Genomic DNA, 19,469 nt, shown 5'->3' on the forward strand with positions numbered 1-19,469 from the left:
AAACTAAATATATGAGTAGAGCCTTTGTAAAGGAAGATGACCAAGAAGAGATCCCTATTATTTCCCCAAGGGCACACTTGTCAGTAGGAGAAATTAATTACGTTACCTCATTGGGATTAAGGCAATTAATGGATGAAAGAGAATCACTATTGCAAGAACGCAGTAATGTAGACATTTCATATGCCAATGAAAGAAGAATTGCACTGTTGGTAATTAATGGGAAACTCCAATTATTGAATGACAGAATACATAGTGCCAGACAAATTGACTCTAGCAGCCAAGAGAGAAATAGTATACGATTTGGAGCTAAAATCCAATTGAAAATAGATGGTACTGTAAAAACACAAAATCTCCAGATCGTTGGAGTCGATGAAGCGGATATTGCCAAAGGTAAAATCGCATTTACCTCTCCATTGGCAAAAATCCTGAACCATAAAAAAGTAGGGGACCAGGCCATCTTAAAATTAGAGTCGGGAAATAGAATTTTCGAAATTTTAAAAATTGAATATCCTTAATTATACGGCCTTCTTTAAATTTAAACTTGCCAATTATGTACATTTAAACATCACTAATGTCGTCTTGGGAAGACACCCTTATTTCTTTAACCTCTAAAGGGGCAAGATCTTTCAACGTTATTCCACCAATTCTAATACGCACCAATCTCAAGGTAGGAAAACCAACAGCTGCAGTCATTTTACGTACTTGTCTAAACTTTCCTTCAATTAAAACAATACTAATCCAAGAGGTGGGTCTATGCCTTCCTATCCGCAAACTCGGATCTGCTTCAGAAAGTAAGGAAGGAGTATCAATTTTTTGTACTTCACAAGGTTTAGTGATATAGCGTTTACCACCAAAACCTATTTCTATTCCTGTTTTTAAATGATCTGTTGCTGCTTTGGTAATCTCCCCATCTAGCTGGGCATAATATTCTTTTTCTACCCCAGAACGGTTAATGGTATCACTCAGTTTTCCATCGGTTGTCATTAGCAGCAGCCCTTCCGACTTTTCATCTAATCGACCAACGGGCATAATTCCGTCAGGGAAATTATAAAGATCTCCTAAAAATCGCTTATTTCTAACCTCTTTGGAGTCATTTGAGCCCATCTGACTGAGCATTCCAAAGGGCTTGTAGATCTTAAAATGTTGGTGATTTGTTTTAATCATGGAAGACCAATATAGTGCTGTTATGAAATTTTTTTCAAAGATGCATTTTTATACATTTTTCAGCCTATTTTTCTCTAAATTTTTAGTCTAGCTGGTTTTATTCTTTAGCAATATCCGCCGCTAACCTAACATTGTTATAGACCAACTCAATATTTGCATTTAAGCTAGAGCCATCAGTTAATTCCCTTACCTTCCCTAAAAGAAAGGAGTGCTTTCCTTTCCCTTTATTCCTAGCTTTTGCTCTTCCAAAAGTGCCTCTTCAATGGCTTGCTGCATTACCTCTAATGGCAGTTCCTTATCCTTTGGAATAGGGTTGGCTACAATTACACCTCCATTCAAGAAAAGGCACCACTTTATTTTTAACATTTTAGCAATCTCCTTAGCAGAGTCCATCTTATAATTAACGCTAAACCCACTCTTTTGGCAATAGAAGGCAGGCAACTCAAAGGTCTTATATCCAATAATGGGTACCCCAAACGTTTCTAAGTATTCCAAAGTTAAACCAATATCAAGAACAGATTTAATCCCTGCACAGACCACTGCTACGTTGGTTTGAGCCAACTCTTGCAGATCCGCGGAGATGTCAAAACTTTCCTAAGCCCCTCGGTGCACCCCACCAACACCTCCAGTGGCCATAATTTTAATGCCAGCCAAATGAGCAGCTATCATGGTAGCTGCTACGGTGGTTGCTCCATCTATATTTTTGGACAATAAATAGGGTAGATCTCTACGGCTTGCTTTTATTATTTTAGGACCCGATTTGGCAAGATAAACAAGTTCTTTTTTTGTCAACCCTACTTTGATCTTGCCATTCAATAGGGCAGTGGTCGCTGGAACAACACCCTTATCACGTAAGATTTGTTCAATATGTAAAGCGGTCTCTATATTTTTGAGGATAGGGCATTTCGTGAGAGATGATGGTAGATTCCAATGCCACTATGGGCAATCTTTTGGATATAGCTTTTTTAACTTCGGAATCAATGTCAAGTAAGGTTGCAATCATTGCATGGTCTTTAAAACCATTTGTTCGCAGATATCAGGATGAACGGCATTTTTATGCTGAATAGTGATTTGGGCACAACCAGTGGCAAAGTTTACCATATCATATAAACTTAGTCCCTTTGTTTCTCCATAAATGAGTCCGGCCATGAAAGCATCACCCGCACCGTTGGTATTGACTGGGATAAGGATGTTATTTTTATTGATAAAGATTTCATTTTCGTCTCCGTAGGCCACACCATCCTTACCTAGGGTGATAAATACTTTTTTTACGCCCAACCCTAAGAAATATTCAATCATCTTTTCATAATCACTTTCATATTTAACGGCAATGTTGCTTAACAATTCTGCCTCTTTGGCATTACATTTTAAAATGTGCAGCCTATCAATAACAGTTAATGCTTTAAGGGCTTTTTTTGCTGATACTGCCTCCAAGGCAAATTTAGTATTGGGAAGTTTTTCGGTCACTAATTCCAAAATAGAAACGGGTAGGTTGGTTTCCAAAACACAATATTCATTTCCAGCTATTACATCTAGATTATCCAAAATAAAACTTTGGGGAATATCATCGTAAATATCCATAGCCGATAAGGCCAATGCCAAATCATGATAATGATCCATTATAGCTACATATAGTGAAGTTCTACTTCTTTTAACTGTAAGACTATGATCTATGGCAATGCCGAAATCCCTACACGATTTTTTTAGGGTTTTGGAAAACTCATCGTCTGCAAAAACACTTAAAAAGTCTACATCAAATCCTAAATGTTTTAAATTTTCAGCCATATTCCGACCAACTCCACCGAGAATTGTGTCAATCATCCCAATATTGGAATCCTCGAAAATCAATTTTTCGGTGGTAAGTCCTATTAAATCAACATTGGAAGCACCAATCACCGTTACTTTTGGAATGTTTGACATCTTTCTGATTATTAGATAAATACCTTCTTAAATTTACGTAATTTTAAGGAAACAAGATGAATTTCATGAAAAAATTTACCTCAGTTTTTAGCGGAATAAAGCCGGTTATAGGCATGGTTCATCTTAAGGCCTTACCAGGTACTCCAAAAAATACCTTGAATTCTTCAGAAATTATAAATGCTGCTTTATTGGAGGCAGATATCTATAAAAGAGCAGGAATAAATGCCATCATGTTAGAAAATATGCACGATGTTCCTTACCTAAATGGTAGCGTTGGTCATGAAATAAGTACCCTTATGACCTTAATTGGGCATCTTATAAAACAAAGGACCAACGTACACGTGGGCATACAAATATTAGCTGGGGCAAATATGGAGGCCCTTGCAGCCGCTAAAGCAGCCGGACTTGATTTTATTCGTGTAGAAGGCTTTGTTTTTGCCCATGTCGCTGATGAGGGTATTATTGAAGCCCAAGCCGCAAAACTACTGCGCTACAGAAAGAAAATAGGAGCAGAAGATGTTGCTATATTTACGGATATTAAAAAAAAACATAGTTCCCATGCCATTACTGAAGATGTCAGCCTATTGGACACTGCCAAGGCAGCCCAATTTTTTCTGAGTGATGGGGTTATTGTCACGGGTAGCCATACTGGGATTTCTGCATCGATTGAGGAGTTAAAAACCTTAAAAGATATGGCTATACCCGTCCTAATAGGCTCTGGAATAACAAAGGACAATATTGCTGATTATTGGTCCTTGTGCAATGGAATAATTATTGGCTCCCATTTCAAAAAAGAAGGATATTGGGAAAATGAACTAGATTACAATCGCGTATCAGCGTTTATGAAGCTTGTTAGAAGTTTTTAATCCCATCTTAGAGGTATTCGTAAATTTTATAAAAACTTTAAAACGTACCTATCACAAAAGTCCATAAATTCACATACCCAGAATAAATAAGGGATATTGTGAAATTGAATTTTAGGTATTTAGTTATATTGATAGGTGGACTTTTAATCAATTGTTGTACTTCCTCAAAAACGGTTACTTCCAAGGTGCAAATAAAACAGCTGGAAGAGTTGGTTGCATCTAAATCATTCCAGATTGATTCAGATTGGGCAATGCCCTTAATGACCAATAGCATGAACACCCTTTCCAATGCCGGACTTTTACCGGTAGGAAGTACAGGAAGCCAAATCAGCCTCATTGGAAATTCAAATTTTTTAAAAGTTGAAGTCGATACTATAGCTGCCTATTTACCTTATTACGGAGAACGTCAAATGGGTGCCGGGTATTCTATTAATACCAATGCAATTCAATTTAAGGGTATTCCTAAAAACTATGAAGTAACAGACGATGAAAAGACACAAAGCAAAAAAATAAACTTTAACATTAATAATAAAACCGAATCTTTCCGAGTGTTTATTACCATATCTCCAAACTTATCCAGTAACATTACCGTGAACAGTTCCCAACGGTTTTCAATACAGTATAGGGGTAACGCGGAGCCACTTCTTAGCGTTAAATAAGGACAATCTAGTTAGTATTAGATCAATAACTTTAGAATAGCATTTAATTTTGAAGAATCCAATGGCTTAATAAGATATTCTAGTACATGTGGATTTTTTTTAGCCGTCTCAATATCTTGCATATTATGGGAAGAACTAAGCATTAAAATATTGCACTTTTCTTTTGCTCGTCCAATAATTTTTCAAATTCATCTAAAAATTCAAAACCATCCATTTCTGCCATTTTAATATCCAAGAAGATGAGTTCAGGAACTCCTCTCCTTTTGTTTTTTAGGTAATCCAAGGCCTCTAGAGAAAAAAGCATTACAGTAACGTTCTTTGTTATATTTTCTTTTGCAACTATTATTTTATTGATAAAATTATCAATATAATTATCATCAATTAGTAATATTTCATTGACAGCCATAGCTAAACAGATGTTAAATAGCGTTGGGAATAGAAAGGATAAATTTGGATCCTTTACTTAATTCAGATTCAATCTTTATAGAACCTTGTAATCTATCTAAAGTTTCCTTAACAATATACATTCCCATACCCGAGCCAGTAGATTCTTTTGTTGCTCGATAAAACATTTCAAATATTTTATCAATATGTTCTCTACCAATACCAATACCGTTGTCTTCTATGATAATCTTGGCCGCCTTAGCATCTGCCGTAACGGTAATATGTACAAAATTCTCTGTTTTGTTTGTATCGTAATATTTAATGGCATTGGATACTAGGTTTTGCAAGATAATCTCAAGTCGCTTCTTATCTGAAAAAAAATCTACTTTTTGTTTAATGTCTATTTTAACTTTTGGAGTATACTTAATATTCATATACTTCAAGCTTTCCCAGATAGACCCTAATACCTCCTCAAAATCAATTTTTTCAACAGTTATTTTTGCTCTTGCATTCATTGAATAATCAAAAATACTTCTAATAAATACGTCCATTTTATCTATGGTGGTAGACATTAAAGACAGCGGCTCTTTAAATTCTTCATGTTCCGGTTTCTGAGTCATCTCTACAATTTGAATCAATCCTCTTAAGGAAGTCAATGGGGCCCTCAAATCATGGGAAGCACTATACACAAAACGGTCTAACTCTTTATTTGCTTTTAAGAGCTCTTCATTTTTTTGTGAAAGTTGGTCATTAATCAGTTTATTTTTGGTCTCATCTTGTAAAGTACCCTTTAATTTTATAGTCTTTCCACTTGCGTCTTTTACTATTTCTACAATTTCATGAATATATTTTAAGTTGTTATCTCTGGACTTAATGTAATAACCAATGGAATACCCCTTTCCATTTTTTATGGCATTAGTAGTCAACTCCTCAAATCTCTCATCATCTTCGGGCATACATTTAGATCTGTAAAGCCCATATAAATCTTCTTTAGTTTCTTTGTCTATTTCAAGAATGTTGTACATCTCATCTGAGAAATCTACTTCCTTTGTACTAGGATTTATTTCCCAGCTGCCAATTTTTGCGGTTCGCTGTGCTTCTTTTAATTTTTCATTGGAACGTTCTAGTTTTTCTTCTACAGCTATAAGTTGAGTCACATTAGTGTGTGAAATAACTAACTTATTCGACGTTGTTCCAAAAGGTACTATATTCAACGAAAACCAACATTTTCCTGTTGGCGCATGAAATGGATATTCTACAATAAAATTAGGTGCTGATTTGTTGAGAACGGACCGTATACCTTCTAAAACTTTTTCAGACAATGTATCTCCCATGGCCAATGCCTTCTCGCATACTTCTATATAATTACTGTCTACAGAGGTACGCTCTAGATTAAGTTCCCCATTGTTTAAGGAAAAGTCATTCCACGCTTTATTTACTGCTAAAATTTTTCCGGTACTATCTATTACTGCAATATGAGCGCTTAGCGATGAGAGAATACCTTTATTAAAGGCCTCACTTTCTAATAGTGCTTCATCTACCTCCTTTTTCTCTGAAATTAATTTTTCCTCAACATTTTCTTTTTCAATTTTAAGACTCATATATTTTTTCTTGTAAAATAGTATGGAAAAAATATCCCGCTTTTGATCGGTTATAAAAGAAGTGGTTTTTACCCCCTTATCAACATAGGTTAAATAAATATAAAGTACGCTGGAATATAAAAGTGCGGAAAGGGTTTTTCCAAAAATATGTCCAATTAAAGAGTATTTAAAATAGGTCGTTCCAAAAAATAGGGTAGTATTAAAAACCAGGGCATCGAAAATTAAAACTGACCAAAGCGATAAGAAGAGCGTTAGGAAGAAAAATGGCTTTTTTATTTTAGTTATTAAAAACTGATAAACAATAACCAGAAGAAAAAAGTCTATAAATAATATGATAGACCCAACACTAAAAAATTTGTAGTCTATGCTAAAAACCGAATTACCACTAACGTCTGCTCCATAAAATTTTCTAACAAAGTAATCTTGGGTAGAAGTTATTTCAAATAGTCCGGATAAGAACAGATTAGAGATGAGTATACCTAATATAAGCGTTCTAGCACTCAGTACCCCCTCCTTGATATATATTAATAGAACTGAGAATAAAACAGCACTGAACAAAACAATAGATCCAGGATACACTGGATATTCGCCTAAAAATTTAAAACTGACCAGATTCTCTAGGTTAACTTGAAAATATTGTAAACTTCCAATAAGTATGTATACTGGAGCTAAACCTATTTTGTCCCTAAGATTGAATAATACAAGAATGAAGGTAGCAATCAATAAGAATTCAATTAGAATTGAAGCTAGAACATACATAAAACCCTTTTATCAACAATTTAAACAATTAATGGGACTTTAAAAATATAAAATTAACCAAAATAGAGAACTAATTCTTTTTTAAAGAGGGATGATAAGTTGTTATAAAAAAATAATGCCCATTTTGCCTTCCTTTAACCTTCACGTTGCACCAAATTAACTCACATTTTAGCCACTGTAGTAAAAGACCAAAAATTAATTTTGTATTTCATTTTAGAGGTTACTCTTTTAAATTGAGACAAATTTTTTAAGCTATCGTTAAATTTTTAAATATAAATAAGAATTATATTATTTTAAGCTTTCAATAAGCATTAAGTCTATAAAGGACCTCATGGATAGAGCTCCTATTTTTTTAGGTGTTTAATACTTAATAGAGTTTAGATATGAATAATACTATCCCAAGCAACACTATTTTAGTTTTGACTGATTTTTCAAAAGCGTCTATAATCGCGTTACGAAATGCCGCGAAGTTGGTGAAAGTAACCAATAGTAACATACATACCTACTATGTTGAAACTGTAAAACCTTTTGCTCAAGAACAAAATCCACTTACCCTCAATGGGAATTTACGAGAAAATCATAAAGAAACACTTGCTAAGGCAAAAGGATAACGTCAACCATAGAAGAGGAGGAAGGAGTTGCTTTTAGCTTCACTATGGATTTGGGAAATATCCAAAATTGCATTTTAGATAAAGTGAAAGAAATACAACCGAATCTTATAATTCTCGGAAAACGAAAATCTAAATTTTTAGATTTTATAGGGGATAAAGTAACCCAATTTGTGATAGACAATTGTGATACTAGTGTTTTAATATGTAGCAGTAATCGGGAAGTACATTACTTTTCTGATTTATCTCTTGGATTTTTTGGTGAAGCTATAGAAAAAAGTGATTTTCAAATTATTAATCACTTAAACGAATCAACTCGCTCTGTAAGGTATTTTGGTATTCGAAGTAAAATGTCTTCATTAGAAACCAATGCTGCTTCTCAAAAAAAATACTAAATCCTGCATCTTTCCTCAAGGCGAAATTAAAGGGATAGAGGCGATAACCTCCTATATTGTGCGTACCGATACACAACTATTTTGCATTCCAAATAACACTAATTCACAAGCACCGCCATAAAAGAAATGGTACGTAGGCTAGACATCCCTATCCTACTTTATAAATAGGAATAAGTACTTAATCTTGGAGGTATTGATTGCTTTTTTTGTTCCATATGTGCTAAACCGTGCAATTAAGGTGTCCTTGCCGTGCAAATACCTTTAAAATGGTGTATTGTATCGACTTATCTTTTACTACTTTCAAAATATTGTTTACGTTTTAAGGGAAATTTAATACCTTGTATCGTTCCAACCTATTAAACCTAGCGTAATGACTCCACCCGAAGTTTTTTCTGTGGTAAACACATCAGTTTTGCCTATGTAGCTCCTGATGATTGTACTGCCCAAATGGAAAGTGACTCGTTTTTTAATTGATTTTAAGATAATTCCCTTGGCACTGGCACTAGTCTATGCTATTTATATTTTTCAAGCGATGCAAATAGGAGGGGGGATGGATTTTGGAAGTCTTTCTGCTATTATGGCCTTATTTACGGAAGAAAATGCCGTGCTGGCTGGGTGGGTGCACTATCTGGCTTTTGATTTACTGGTAGGCATGTGGATGTTAGATGAAAATAAAAAATTAGGAATTCACCAATTACTATTGCTTCCTTGTCTCATTGGAACATTTATATTTGGTCCATTGGGCTTTCTGCTCTTTATGATCATCAAGGGAATTAAACAAAGGCAATCATGAATCACTTAGCTAAGGTTATCAAAACTGTAAAAGAAGAAAGTCCTATTCTTTATACCATTGTTTTGATCCATTTATTCTTGGCCATCGGATGCTTGGCAGGGCTCTTTATAGATGAGAGAATAGTAATGGGTGTAAACGTATGGATAAAACCACTTAAATTCTCGATTTCGGATGGTATTTACATCATGACAGTAGGCTATCTCATAAGGTTCTATCCATATACGAAAAGAAAGAAAAATAGCATCAACAATATCGTTGCTTGGACTTTGTTGATCGAAACAGTAATTGTTGTATTCCAGGCATCCAGGGGCATACAAGCACATTACAACAAATATAGTTTGTTTGTGAACCCAGAGGTGAAATCCAAGTTAAAAACAGAGGGATGATGCAGATGTATTTTGTGAATGCCCTTTAAACATTAAAATAATCTTCCAACCATATGTATGGGTTAGCATCCCAAAAAAAATAGCGTTGAATTATTATTTAATTGCGATTGGTTTTAACCGGATAAAACCAGTTGCATCCAATAATTTTATAATCAAATAAGTAATATCAATCTCATACCATTTTACACCAAAATTAGCGCTACTTGCATGTTTATGATGATTATTGTGATACCCTTCGCCCATCATTAAAAAATCAAAACGAAAAAGATTTTTACTTGTGTTTTTCATGGTATAATTAGCATAGCCATAAATATGACCAAACCAGTTAATGATTACTCCATGTATAGGAGCCATTAAAAACGTTACAGGTAATAATAACCATTGCCACCAAGATGTCACAAAAAATACAAAGAATAATATGTAAGCGGCAATCCAAAGCAAACGAGAAAATCTAGAACTCGCAAAGAGGTCAAATCCCTTCCATTGAGGAACATTTTTGGTAAAACGTTGATCAATCTCTATACGTTGTGTATTAATATCTTGATAGATTGTTTTGGTTTTCCACATCATCGCAAATAAATTAGCATCATGAGATGGAGAATGAGGATCCTTTTCAGTATCTGTGTAGGCATGGTGCATCCGATGCATAATACCATAACCATAGGCACTTAGGTAGCTTGGGCCTTGAAAAATCCAAGTCAAAACAAACGTAATACGTTCCATCGTTTTTGACATGGTAAATACCTGGTGGGCCGCATAGCGATGTAAAAAGAAAGATTGAAAAAACAAGCCTCCATACCAAAGCACTGCAACAAAAATAACAATCAACATAACTTTTTTTTACAAAGATAATTTGATGTTATAAGAGAAACAATGAACCTAAATCAATTAAACGGGTATTACAAACGTTTTCTAATCCTACTTAAAGCTTGAGAAGTAACACCAATATAGGAACTGATGTATTTTAAGGGAATTACTTTTAAGAGTTCTGGACGTTCTTTAAATAGGTTAATGTAACGTTCTTCTGCAGTAAGATTTAATAAGTTCTGTTCGCGTTTAGATTTTATTAAAAAGAGACGTTCTGCTGTTAATCTTCCTATAAGATTTCCTATTTGGGTTGTTTTATACACCAATTGTAAATCGTCATAAGTAATGCTCAAAAGAGTAGTATCTGTTAATGCTTGTAATTGATAAGCAGAAGGCGTCTGTGTTAAGAAAGAATCATAGGCACTAACAAACTGATCTTTAAAACTAAAGCCAAAGGTAATTTCCTTTTCGGGGTTTTCCTTTGGTATATATAAGCGCACCACACCGGATTCTATAAAGGAAATGTGATTTTCTATTTCATTAACTTTTAAGAAAATATCCTTCTTCGGTATACTACGACGCTGTAATTTTGAGGTGAAAAAGTCCCAATCTTGATTAGAAATGGCAGCTACTTGATCTAAATATGCTTTAATCTGTTCCAAATTTTTGAATCATAGGAATTTCGCTTACAAAGATAATTAATGTTATGCCCATATAAGGCGTAATTCTCACTATTACCCTTATTTATATTTACATAAATAGGTGCTATAATGCACATGGTGATTGCTAACCTAAATCTGTTTACACTGATCCAGAAGAATACTGACCAAAAAACTTATGATTGAAAAAAATAGAACACATCACCCTCAACGAATTATATCTTGCTACGGACCAGCCAAAGGACTATACGTTTACACCAGAACAAGCAACAGAAATATCCATAGACAAGGACGTACTTAGAAATGAAAGGAGACCATTTGCCATAACCTGTCTTCCAGATGATCATGAATTGGAATTTACTATTAAGGTATATCCTTCACCTGATGGCGGCACAGAACAACTAGAAATGCTTAACGTTGGAGGCCAGCTTCTTATTGATGATACATGGGGCGCCATAACGTACAAAGAAGAAGGAACCTTTATATCCAAGAGATATATGAGACATTATATCGTTTCAGAACGAGTATTACTTTCTATTTCATACATTTAATAATTATTGACACCAAACACCTCAAATAATTTCAAAATGGAACAAGGTAAGCTCAATCTTATAATACAAGCAGTTTTTAAAGAAATAGAAGTTCAAATCCCAAACTATAAAAACAGCCCTGAAGATTGGAATATTTCAGAGGGCAATGTGGCTATGTGTATCATTACTGAGGAGGGTGCCATTTACGGCAAGCTCTTTGGTACCGACAAAATAAGGCAGCGACAATTTTATAAAGTGGCATGGACAAAAGCAAGCCAAGTTTGGATTACAGGCCATAGTACCGGTGACTATGAAAAAATAGTATTCGGTGGAGGGATGGATCCCGAAGATGCCCCAATAGAACTTCCTGACCTTATTGGATGGGTAGGGGGGCAGCCATTGACACTGGCCGATGGTACTTTACTGTCTATTGGATTCAGCGGATTTAGGGGCTTTAATGATATTGCCATAGTTAAAGAGGCCTTTAAAAAAGTGACTTCGTAATTGAATCAATTTTCGTTTTAGGTTAAGAGTTCATTCTCCCCATTATTTTTAAATTTGATGAAACAAGCACCCATATTTAAAGCACAAATAGGTCTTATGGGAAGCTAAAGAAATTTATATTTTATGAAAGCAATAGGATTTAAACAATCATTACCCATCACGGAAAAGGATAGCTTTATTGAGTTTGAAACTGAAAAACCAACTCCTTCGGGTTATGATTTATTGGTAAAAATAGCAGCAATATCCGTGAACCCTGTTGATTATAAGATTAGACAAAATGCGGCAAAGGATATGGTATTGGAAACTCCAAAAATCATTGGATGGGATGCTGTTGGCATTGTGGAAGCAGTAGGAGAGGAGGCCTCTAAATTTAAAGTTGGTGATGAAGTTTATTATGCCGGTGATATCACTAGAAGCGGTTGCAATGCAGAATACCAGATTATTGATGAACGTATAGTAGGGCGTAAACCAAAAACAATGAGCATTGCCGAAGCTGCTGCCATGCCATTAACCAGTTTAACCGCCTATGAAGCGCTTTTTGACCGTATCAGGATTGACCCGAAAAAAGACAAGGGAAAATCTGTTTTGATCCTTGCCGGGGCAGGCGGGGTAGGTTCTATTGCCATACAGTTAGCCAAAAAATTGGGGAATCTTACCGTAATTGCCACGGGTTCCCGTGAAGACTCCAGCAAATGGTGTATGAAGTTAGGAGCAGATTTTGTGGTGAATCACTACCACTTAAAAGAAGAATTGGAAAAGATAGGGCACAGCCAAGTAAATTATATTCTGGATTTTGTGGATCTGGAAGGGTATTGGAAAATCGCAACAGAAATCATAAAACCACAGGGACATATAGTTTCCATTACGGGGAGCAGTGCCCCATTAAACTTAAATTTACTTAAAAACAAAAGTGTTACTTTTTCTTGGGAATTAATGTACACCCGTTCCATGTACACCACAGAGGACATAGAGAAACAACATCAAATCCTAAATGAAATAGCGGATCTATTGGATGCAGGTACACTTCAACCAACCTTAACGACTACATTAGAAGGCTTCACGGTGGAAAATCTTAAAAAGGCGCATCACATGCAGGAATCAGGAAAGTCCATTGGTAAGACGGTAATTACATTTTAAAGACCCATTCTTTAACAAAAGGTTTCTTAAACCACGGTTTATTTAGACTACCTTACGCACGATGGTTATTTAGGTTGACTATTTTTATAACTTTATGCTCAATCCTTCATTTTCTCCATTTTATTAAAGTCCTTGTACATTCTCAAAAGTTGTATTCATCCAGAGGTTTCAGCACACTGAATATTAGGCTTATAGTTGGGCATTACATGAAATATTTGTGGTCTATTAATTTAAATATGTAAATATATCGATAATCCAAAATTCTCAAGATCAGTAAATTCCGACTTCTCAAAAACGTTGAGGCGCCGAGTAAATCTTTATTTTAAAAACAATAACGAGAGTAGAAATGGCAATGCAAACATGTATGTTAAGACCATAATAATGCTTTCCTTATTTTTTGTACCCTTAATAGTGTTGGCTACAGGAACAGTCACAACTGTTTGGCTCCTTTTTTTACTTTATCTTATAAGTGGCTTTGGAATGGCCGGAATTGGAATGGGGGTTATGCACGATGCCATTCACGGATCGTATTCTAAAAACAAAAGAATTAATACGCTGTTGGGCTATTCCTTTAATCTTATTGGAGCCAATGCCACGGTTTGGAAAATACAGCATAATATACTGCATCACACCTATACGAATATTGACGAGGCAGATGATGATCTTAACGCCCCCTTTTTCTTGCGTTTTTCACCTCATGCCAAACACTATTGGGTGCACCAGTATCAACATATATACATCTGGTTTTTTTATAGTATATCTACCATATCTTGGATAACGACAAAGGATTTTGTGCGTCTAAAACGCTATAGGGATATGGGCTTTTTAGCTAAAAAAAATGAATATAAAACTGCGCTTGTAGGTATGACTGCTTGGAAATTGTTCTATTATTCCTATGCCCTTGTATTACCAATGCTAATGATATCCCAATCTTGGTGGTTAATTCTATTGGCATTTTTATGCATGCATTTTGTTACAGGGATTTTGGTGAGTATTGTTTTTCAAATAGCGCATATTATGCCAGTCAATGACTTTCCACTCCCAAATTCCAAAGGCATGATGAAAAACGATTGGTATGCGCACCAATTTGCTACCACTAGTAATTTTTCACCAAACAGTAAGTTGTTATTTTGGCTGTTAGGTGGTTTAAATTACCAAGTGGAACATCATGTACTCCCAGATGTATGTCATATACATTATAAAAAATTAACTAAAATTGTTGCAGATACTGCTCAAGATTTTGGCATGTCCTATCATGTGAAAAAGAGTATGGCCCGTGCGATAATAGATCATACCAAGATGCTACGTTTATTAGGTAAAAAAGAGATGGTAACTACATGAGAAGGGGATTAAAAAAGTGGACTATCAATTATCCTTTATAATTAAATTATAGTTTCTACATATTTTCAATATTCCAGTAAAACGGCTTTGATATTAAAGCATATCTTTTAAAATAACCATACCACATTGAAACATATCTTATTAGTAGTATGCTGTCTCCTCTTTTCATTTTTAAGAGGACAAAACCATCAAAAAGTGGATAGTTCAGAGCAAATTGTTCAGCTTGCCACAGCTAATGAGACCATAATCATAAAAGCCTATTATGCCATAGGAACTACTCTCCTAAAAAATAAGGAGTTAGAAAATGCTTATGAAAATTTAAATTCTGGACTTCAAAAAGCTATAGAAATAAACAATGAACCTTTAACTGCTCTGGGAGCTTACCATGTGGGGGACTATTTTCTTCAAACAAAAGATATCACCCAAGCTTTAACCTTTTTTAATACCGCATTGGTCAGTTTTCAAAACCTTGACAAAAAAGCTGATGTTGCCAAGTGCTACTATAAAATAGGAAAGAGTTATAACAGAATCTCAGATTTTGAAAAAGGGTTATTTTATTCATTTGAGTCTTTAAGACTTAATGAAACCCTTAAGAAGGAAAAGGAAATTATAAGAGTTTCTACTCAAATAGGAGCTATTTATCTAGTTACCGGAGATTACAAGAATGCAGAATTAAATTTCAAAAATGCGTTACAACTTCAGGAGAGCATTAATGATGACAAAGGTTTAATACTTACGTATTTAAATTTAGGTGCTTTAAGCCAAAAGAGAGAAAATTATGAAGAAGCACTGACCTATTTCAAATCGGGCCTGCTTCTAGTAGAAAAATTTGCGCCTAATGATGTGGATAAGCTAAATATCCTTGATAATAAATCCATCTTATTGGGCAATATAGGATCTACCCTAAGAGCTCAAGGTGATTTTGAAGAATCTTTAGACTATCTTTTTAAAGCCCTGGCACTTAAAAAAGAAATCAATATAAATAGGAGTACCGCCCATACCTGTAATGACATTGCTGAAACGTTTATAAAGATGAACCAGTTTGCCCAGGCAAAAGAGTATGCCTTAGAAGCGGTAAGATATGCTAAGGACGAAAGCGTAAACCAAGAAAGTTGGGGGTATTACTTAATATCTAAATGTGATTATGCACTTCAAGAGTATAAAAGTTCCTATGATAATTTTCAAATATATAATAGGTTAAACGATAGCATATTCAATGTACAAAAGGCAACTCGGATCAATGAGTTGCAGATACAATACAAAACCGAAAAACGCAATTTTCAAATAGAGACACAAAAAAAAGATATTGCCCTATTGGACAACCAGAACAAGATGAAAAGCTATGGACTTTTATTTGGAGGAGCAGGGCTACTCTCAGTTTTTGGTTTTATTTTAGTATTTAGATCACGAAACTTAGCAAAAAAAGAGCAAAAGCTTCAAGAATCTTTTTCTCAAACCTTAATTTTAGCGCAAGAAAACGAGCGAACACGGGTATCCAAAGACCTTCATGACAGTGTGGGGCAGCAGCTGACTTTTATTAAGAAGAAGGCCCAAAATTTAGATCAACCAGAATTATCAGCACTAGCCTATACCGCTTTGGAAGAAGTAAGGAGTATATCTAGGGGTCTATACCCAGCAACGCTAAACCTGTTGGGACTTACCGCTAGTATTGAGCAGCTATTGTTTGATTTAGACGGAGAAACAGATATGTTTTTCTCAGTAGAAATAGAGGATATCAATGCTGATTTTAATGAATCGGAAACCCTTAATTTTTATCGGTTTATTCAAGAATCGGTAAACAATGTACTTAAGCATTCCTTAGCCAAAACATTAATGGTTACTATTGTAAGACATAAAAAGGCCATTGAAGTTTTAATTAAAGATAATGGGCAAGGTTTTCAGACGGATAAAGCCACCATACAAAATAGTCTTGGTTTAAAAACTATGGCAGAGCGGATACGCATTCTAAAAGGCAGCTTGTCCATAGAGAGTGAAAAAGAAGAGGGAACAACCCTATTCGTTAAAATTCCTGTATAAATGAATGAAAACATAACGATTGTAGTTGCAGATGACCACCCCATGTTATTAAAGGGTCTGGTTGATGAGTTAAATGAGTATAATTATACTATAGTAGCCACAGCAGAAAATGGCGCCCAAGCTTTAGAGAAGATTATAGCTTTTAACCCCACCATAGCACTTTTAGATGTAGAGATGCCCATGTTAGAAGGCTTTGAAGTCATTAAAAAATGCATTGAAAAGCAAATCGATACCAAATTTATTATCCTGACCTCCCATAAGGAAAAAGGGTTTATCCATAAGGCCAAACTATTAAATATATCTGGCTATATGATAAAAGACGAGCCTTTTATGGAGCTGCATCAGTGTATACAGAGTGTAAGTAAAGGGGTGCCTTATTTTAGTGCGGTTTTTAATGAGGTTATAGATAATGAAATTACCCCAGAGTTACAGAAAATAAAACTACTTTCCCCATCAGAGCGGACCATTGTACGTTTGGTAGCACAGGGCAACTCTTCAAAAGAGATAGGGGAGCTATTAAGTATCTCCAGCAGAACGGTAGAAAAACACCGTGCTAACATTATTGCCAAGCTAGATCTTTCTCCAGAAACAGATGCCCTAGTCATTTGGACCAAAGAATACAAAGAGTTTCTTTCCAATCTATAGGTCTTTTGTCTTCCTCTACGTACCCCTACGCAAAATTGTGTAATGCTACGTATTTTGGCATGGCCGGTTGTTAAATACCTTGCACCAGTTACTAAAAGTAACAAGCAAGAATATTAATTCAACCAAAAAAATATGAAAACGTTAACGAATTTACGTAACAAATGTACACCCAATTGGGAAGTGAGGCCCGTTTTAATTTTTGGAGTCTTATTGGTCCTTCTTTTTTTTACGGCCTGCGGTAAGGATGATTCCTCTATTGCAGACAGTGGGGAGCTTACATTTGATGAAATACTTAAAAGTGGTTATGTCTTTGAGTCTTTCCCTGAATCCAGAACAACAAAAGATGTTGGAGAGTCCACTACTGCGAACAGAGATGATGAAGGAGTTAGTGGGACTGAGCGATTTAGTTGCACTACTAAAACAGTTAGCGTATTAGATGGAAATGGAGAATTCCCCTTATTTAATACCAGCGCAGACGTCATTTATCCAGGAAGTCTTTTGCAAGGCAAAACCTTATCAGCTGCTACCCCAAAACCCATTGTAGTGGAAAGAGCTGGTGGAACCATCTCTACTAATCTTAATACTGGACAAGAAGGCTCTTCTTTTACAGTAGATAATGTAAGTAAAAGCTCTATTCAAGATGCTGTAAATGGAATTATAGATAGAGGAACTGGGGTAGTACCAGCTGATTTTCAAATAGATATTATTCAAATTGAATCTGAAAGCCAAATGGCTTTGGAAATGGGTATTAAAGTGGAAACGTTTACTACAGAAGTAGAAGGAAATATGTCTTTTAGTACAGATAAAAAGTATAACCGAACTTTGGTTAAACTATCCCAATCATATTACACCATGAGTTTTGACCTGCCCACCAGCAATGATAAAATTTTTGGAGCAAACGTAACCCCAGAAAATTTGGCTAAATACGTACAACCAGATAATCCAGCTACTTTTATATCATCAGTTACTTACGGGCGTATTTTTTATATGTTGATAGAATCCACCTCAAGCCGTGAAGAAATGCAGGCAAGTTTAAAGGCAACATACAGTAGTCCTGCAGTTGATGGTGCAGTGGAAATAGATGTTGCAACATTTAAATCACTTAAAGAAGTTAAAATTAAGGTTATTGCCTATGGTGGGGAAGCAAAAAGTGCATTTAAACTGTTGGGTGATACATCAATTGAAGAAATAGCAGCTAACCTTGGAGCAAGCACTTTAATAACAGCAGGTTTGCCTGTATCATATGTAGTACGCAGTGTAGAACGCCCAGATGAAATTGTAGGTACAAAATTAGCTACTGAGTACGATATTGTCACCTGTAGTGTAAAAGGTTTTTTGGCTCTTACAGTTTACAAAGAGCTTGTTGATATTTTTGGTCCTGGACCTGGTAATGGTATAGGTGCAGCGACAAAAGTATCAGGTGAAAAGTTTATTCTCTATAACATTACAGGTGATAAATACGCATTATATGATGCTGGGTTAGGTAAGAAAGGTGCTGAAATTTATGACATTACTGATGGTCCATTTAGATTGCCCGCCTCTTTTGGTCCAGTAGGTGCAGCCATATTATATCGTGCAAATGAAATTCGATTTTTTGATAAGGAAAAAGGTTTAAAATTCATTAGCATGAAATCTGTTAGTAGCTCGTGGGCTGGAGATCTTGCTCAGGAGGGATGGCTTAATAGCTCAAATGTCAATTATTATAGCCGAAGAGATGATAATGAACAGCAGACAAATGATTTCTATTCGGAGAATTCCACAACCGAATTCCCATTTTCAGCTGATGGTATTGGTGCTGCAACAGCACATGTAGCGGTGAGAGATGCTGGTCTTCTTGATAATAGAAATCATCAATTTTATTTCTCATTAAATGGAAACGCAGGATCCGTATATAGAAGTGCTCTCCTACCATACAATGGTTTAAGCTATCAAAGTAATTGGAATGGAAAATTTACGATAGATGAATTTTTTAATGATAAATTTCCTACGGATTTTGACAGAGTAGGTGCCGCTGTTAAGATAACTTTTTCAGAAAATAGTATATCCTATTTATATTTTAATGAAACGGGTGATAGAATGATGATTCAAAATGAAGAAAGCAACGAATATGAAGGACCCTTCGTGGTAAATTAATTGCTATACTAGGTGAGGTAAGGGTTAGCAAATCAATTAATTATCCTTTAAATTGGTATGTCAATTTTCGGAGGCACAGTTTTCATAGTAATTCTTAAGAGCCCTAACGTAGAAGGTAGGGCTCTTTTTTAAAACCCATCC

Annotated in this window: 21 protein-coding genes and 1 pseudogene; 14 read left to right on the forward strand and 8 right to left on the reverse strand. The window is 35.2% G+C overall.

The annotated features are described in order from the left end of the window. The first annotated feature begins 11 nt into the window (after positions 1–11). The gene (locus ABXZ36_RS08290; protein WP_354615043.1) at positions 12–515 is read left to right on the forward strand and encodes a GreA/GreB family elongation factor; all 504 of its coding nucleotides are present in this window, start codon (positions 12–14) and stop codon (positions 513–515) included. Positions 516–558: 43 nt separating this feature from the next. On the opposite strand, the gene ABXZ36_RS08295 is transcribed toward ABXZ36_RS08290, so the two are convergent. The 4 genes and pseudogenes from ABXZ36_RS08295 to ABXZ36_RS08310 form a co-directional block, all read right to left on the reverse strand. Then, positions 559–1,164: a pseudouridine synthase gene (locus ABXZ36_RS08295; RefSeq protein WP_354615044.1), complete on the reverse strand. Its 606-nt coding sequence runs from the start codon at positions 1,162–1,164 to the stop codon at positions 559–561. Between the two features lie 97 nt (positions 1,165–1,261). After that, positions 1,262–2,061 (reverse strand): annotated as a pseudogene (locus tag ABXZ36_RS08300) (pseudouridine-5'-phosphate glycosidase). Continuing rightward, positions 2,027–2,167 (reverse strand): pseudouridine-5'-phosphate glycosidase, encoded by a 141-nt coding sequence (locus ABXZ36_RS08305; protein ID WP_354615045.1) that lies wholly within the window; start codon positions 2,165–2,167, stop codon positions 2,027–2,029. Before ABXZ36_RS08305 ends, ABXZ36_RS08300 begins: the two are co-directional and overlap by 35 nt. Next, on the reverse strand, positions 2,164–3,084 hold the full coding sequence (locus ABXZ36_RS08310; RefSeq protein ID WP_354615046.1) for a PfkB family carbohydrate kinase: 921 nt from the start codon (positions 3,082–3,084) through the stop codon (positions 2,164–2,166). Before ABXZ36_RS08310 ends, ABXZ36_RS08305 begins: the two co-directional genes overlap by 4 nt. A 65-nt stretch (positions 3,085–3,149) precedes the next feature. On the opposite strand from ABXZ36_RS08310, the gene ABXZ36_RS08315 reads away from it, so the two are divergent. Then, the gene (locus tag ABXZ36_RS08315) at positions 3,150–3,950 is read left to right on the forward strand and encodes a BtpA/SgcQ family protein (RefSeq protein WP_354615047.1); all 801 of its coding nucleotides are present in this window, start codon (positions 3,150–3,152) and stop codon (positions 3,948–3,950) included. 98 nt (positions 3,951–4,048) lie between these two features. After that, positions 4,049–4,609: a DUF4251 domain-containing protein gene (locus tag ABXZ36_RS08320; RefSeq protein WP_354615048.1), complete on the forward strand. Its 561-nt coding sequence runs from the start codon at positions 4,049–4,051 to the stop codon at positions 4,607–4,609. Between the two features lie 142 nt (positions 4,610–4,751). On the opposite strand, the gene ABXZ36_RS08325 is transcribed toward ABXZ36_RS08320, so the two are convergent. Both ABXZ36_RS08325 and ABXZ36_RS08330 read right to left on the reverse strand, forming a co-directional pair. Further along, complete coding sequence (locus ABXZ36_RS08325) at positions 4,752–5,015, reverse strand: response regulator (RefSeq protein WP_354615049.1); 264 nt, start codon at positions 5,013–5,015, stop codon at positions 4,752–4,754. 13 nt (positions 5,016–5,028) lie between these two features. Further along, positions 5,029–7,353, reverse strand: a complete 2,325-nt coding sequence (locus ABXZ36_RS08330) for a PAS domain-containing sensor histidine kinase (protein ID WP_354615050.1) — start codon at positions 7,351–7,353, stop codon at positions 5,029–5,031. Between the two features lie 383 nt (positions 7,354–7,736). Between ABXZ36_RS08330 and ABXZ36_RS08335 the strand changes: the two genes are divergently transcribed. The 4 genes from ABXZ36_RS08335 to ABXZ36_RS08350 all read left to right on the forward strand — a co-directional run bounded on the left by ABXZ36_RS08335 (position 7,737) and on the right by ABXZ36_RS08350 (position 9,535). After that, on the forward strand, positions 7,737–7,964 hold the full coding sequence (locus ABXZ36_RS08335; protein ID WP_354615051.1) for a hypothetical protein: 228 nt from the start codon (positions 7,737–7,739) through the stop codon (positions 7,962–7,964). An 8-nt stretch (positions 7,965–7,972) separates the two neighbouring features. After that, positions 7,973–8,356, forward strand: a complete 384-nt coding sequence (locus tag ABXZ36_RS08340; protein ID WP_354615225.1) for a universal stress protein — start codon at positions 7,973–7,975, stop codon at positions 8,354–8,356. Positions 8,357–8,786: 430 nt separating this feature from the next. Next, positions 8,787–9,149, forward strand: a complete 363-nt coding sequence (locus ABXZ36_RS08345) for an ABA4-like family protein (protein WP_354615052.1) — start codon at positions 8,787–8,789, stop codon at positions 9,147–9,149. Next, a complete protein-coding gene (locus ABXZ36_RS08350) occupies positions 9,146–9,535 on the forward strand; it encodes a hypothetical protein (protein WP_354615053.1) in 390 nt (129 codons plus the stop codon). Before ABXZ36_RS08345 ends, ABXZ36_RS08350 begins: the two co-directional genes overlap by 4 nt. A 93-nt stretch (positions 9,536–9,628) precedes the next feature. Here ABXZ36_RS08350 and ABXZ36_RS08355 read toward each other — a convergent pair whose 3' ends face one another. Continuing rightward, entirely contained in the window at positions 9,629–10,366 is a 738-nt protein-coding gene (locus tag ABXZ36_RS08355; RefSeq protein ID WP_354615054.1) for an acyl-CoA desaturase, read from the reverse strand. Between the two features lie 68 nt (positions 10,367–10,434). Continuing rightward, the gene (locus tag ABXZ36_RS08360; protein ID WP_354615055.1) at positions 10,435–11,004 is read right to left on the reverse strand and encodes a Crp/Fnr family transcriptional regulator; all 570 of its coding nucleotides are present in this window, start codon (positions 11,002–11,004) and stop codon (positions 10,435–10,437) included. 179 nt (positions 11,005–11,183) lie between these two features. Between ABXZ36_RS08360 and ABXZ36_RS08365 the strand changes: the two genes are divergently transcribed. The 7 genes from ABXZ36_RS08365 (at position 11,184) to ABXZ36_RS08395 (ending at position 19,328) form a co-directional block, all read left to right on the forward strand. Further along, a complete protein-coding gene (locus ABXZ36_RS08365; RefSeq protein ID WP_354615056.1) occupies positions 11,184–11,552 on the forward strand; it encodes a ferredoxin reductase domain-containing protein in 369 nt (122 codons plus the stop codon). 36 nt (positions 11,553–11,588) lie between these two features. Beyond that, positions 11,589–12,035 carry a hypothetical protein gene (locus tag ABXZ36_RS08370; RefSeq protein ID WP_354615057.1) on the forward strand — a complete coding sequence of 149 codons (447 nt, stop codon included), beginning with the start codon at positions 11,589–11,591 and terminating at the stop codon, positions 12,033–12,035. Positions 12,036–12,158: 123 nt separating this feature from the next. After that, on the forward strand, positions 12,159–13,172 hold the full coding sequence (locus ABXZ36_RS08375) for a zinc-binding alcohol dehydrogenase family protein (protein ID WP_354615058.1): 1,014 nt from the start codon (positions 12,159–12,161) through the stop codon (positions 13,170–13,172). A 381-nt stretch (positions 13,173–13,553) separates the two neighbouring features. Next, a complete protein-coding gene (locus ABXZ36_RS08380) occupies positions 13,554–14,513 on the forward strand; it encodes a fatty acid desaturase family protein (RefSeq protein WP_354615059.1) in 960 nt (319 codons plus the stop codon). 126 nt (positions 14,514–14,639) lie between these two features. Beyond that, positions 14,640–16,550: a tetratricopeptide repeat-containing sensor histidine kinase gene (locus tag ABXZ36_RS08385; protein WP_354615060.1), complete on the forward strand. Its 1,911-nt coding sequence runs from the start codon at positions 14,640–14,642 to the stop codon at positions 16,548–16,550. After that, on the forward strand, positions 16,551–17,195 hold the full coding sequence (locus ABXZ36_RS08390; protein WP_354615061.1) for a response regulator: 645 nt from the start codon (positions 16,551–16,553) through the stop codon (positions 17,193–17,195). A 132-nt stretch (positions 17,196–17,327) separates the two neighbouring features. Beyond that, entirely contained in the window at positions 17,328–19,328 is a 2,001-nt protein-coding gene (locus ABXZ36_RS08395; protein WP_354615062.1) for a thiol-activated cytolysin family protein, read from the forward strand. Positions 19,329–19,469: the final 141 nt, after the last annotated feature.

Source organism: Sediminicola arcticus, from assembly GCF_040566695.1.
Classification (GTDB): domain Bacteria; phylum Bacteroidota; class Bacteroidia; order Flavobacteriales; family Flavobacteriaceae; genus Sediminicola; species Sediminicola arcticus.

Coding starts and splice junctions, on each gene's coding strand:
- ABXZ36_RS08290 (WP_354615043.1), top strand. CDS start 12: ATGAGTAGAGCCTTTGTAAAGGAAGATGACCAAGAAGAGATCCCTATT.
- ABXZ36_RS08295 (WP_354615044.1), bottom strand. CDS start 1,164: ATGATTAAAACAAATCACCAACATTTTAAGATCTACAAGCCCTTTGGA.
- ABXZ36_RS08305 (WP_354615045.1), bottom strand. CDS start 2,167: ATGATTGCAACCTTACTTGACATTGATTCCGAAGTTAAAAAAGCTATA.
- ABXZ36_RS08310 (WP_354615046.1), bottom strand. CDS start 3,084: ATGTCAAACATTCCAAAAGTAACGGTGATTGGTGCTTCCAATGTTGAT.
- ABXZ36_RS08315 (WP_354615047.1), top strand. CDS start 3,150: ATGAAAAAATTTACCTCAGTTTTTAGCGGAATAAAGCCGGTTATAGGC.
- ABXZ36_RS08325 (WP_354615049.1), bottom strand. CDS start 5,015: ATGGCTGTCAATGAAATATTACTAATTGATGATAATTATATTGATAAT.
- ABXZ36_RS08330 (WP_354615050.1), bottom strand. CDS start 7,353: ATGTATGTTCTAGCTTCAATTCTAATTGAATTCTTATTGATTGCTACC.
- ABXZ36_RS08335 (WP_354615051.1), top strand. CDS start 7,737: ATGAATAATACTATCCCAAGCAACACTATTTTAGTTTTGACTGATTTT.
- ABXZ36_RS08345 (WP_354615052.1), top strand. CDS start 8,787: ATGATTGTACTGCCCAAATGGAAAGTGACTCGTTTTTTAATTGATTTT.
- ABXZ36_RS08350 (WP_354615053.1), top strand. CDS start 9,146: ATGAATCACTTAGCTAAGGTTATCAAAACTGTAAAAGAAGAAAGTCCT.
- ABXZ36_RS08355 (WP_354615054.1), bottom strand. CDS start 10,366: ATGTTGATTGTTATTTTTGTTGCAGTGCTTTGGTATGGAGGCTTGTTT.
- ABXZ36_RS08370 (WP_354615057.1), top strand. CDS start 11,589: ATGGAACAAGGTAAGCTCAATCTTATAATACAAGCAGTTTTTAAAGAA.
- ABXZ36_RS08375 (WP_354615058.1), top strand. CDS start 12,159: ATGAAAGCAATAGGATTTAAACAATCATTACCCATCACGGAAAAGGAT.
- ABXZ36_RS08380 (WP_354615059.1), top strand. CDS start 13,554: ATGCTTTCCTTATTTTTTGTACCCTTAATAGTGTTGGCTACAGGAACA.
- ABXZ36_RS08390 (WP_354615061.1), top strand. CDS start 16,551: ATGAATGAAAACATAACGATTGTAGTTGCAGATGACCACCCCATGTTA.
- ABXZ36_RS08395 (WP_354615062.1), top strand. CDS start 17,328: ATGAAAACGTTAACGAATTTACGTAACAAATGTACACCCAATTGGGAA.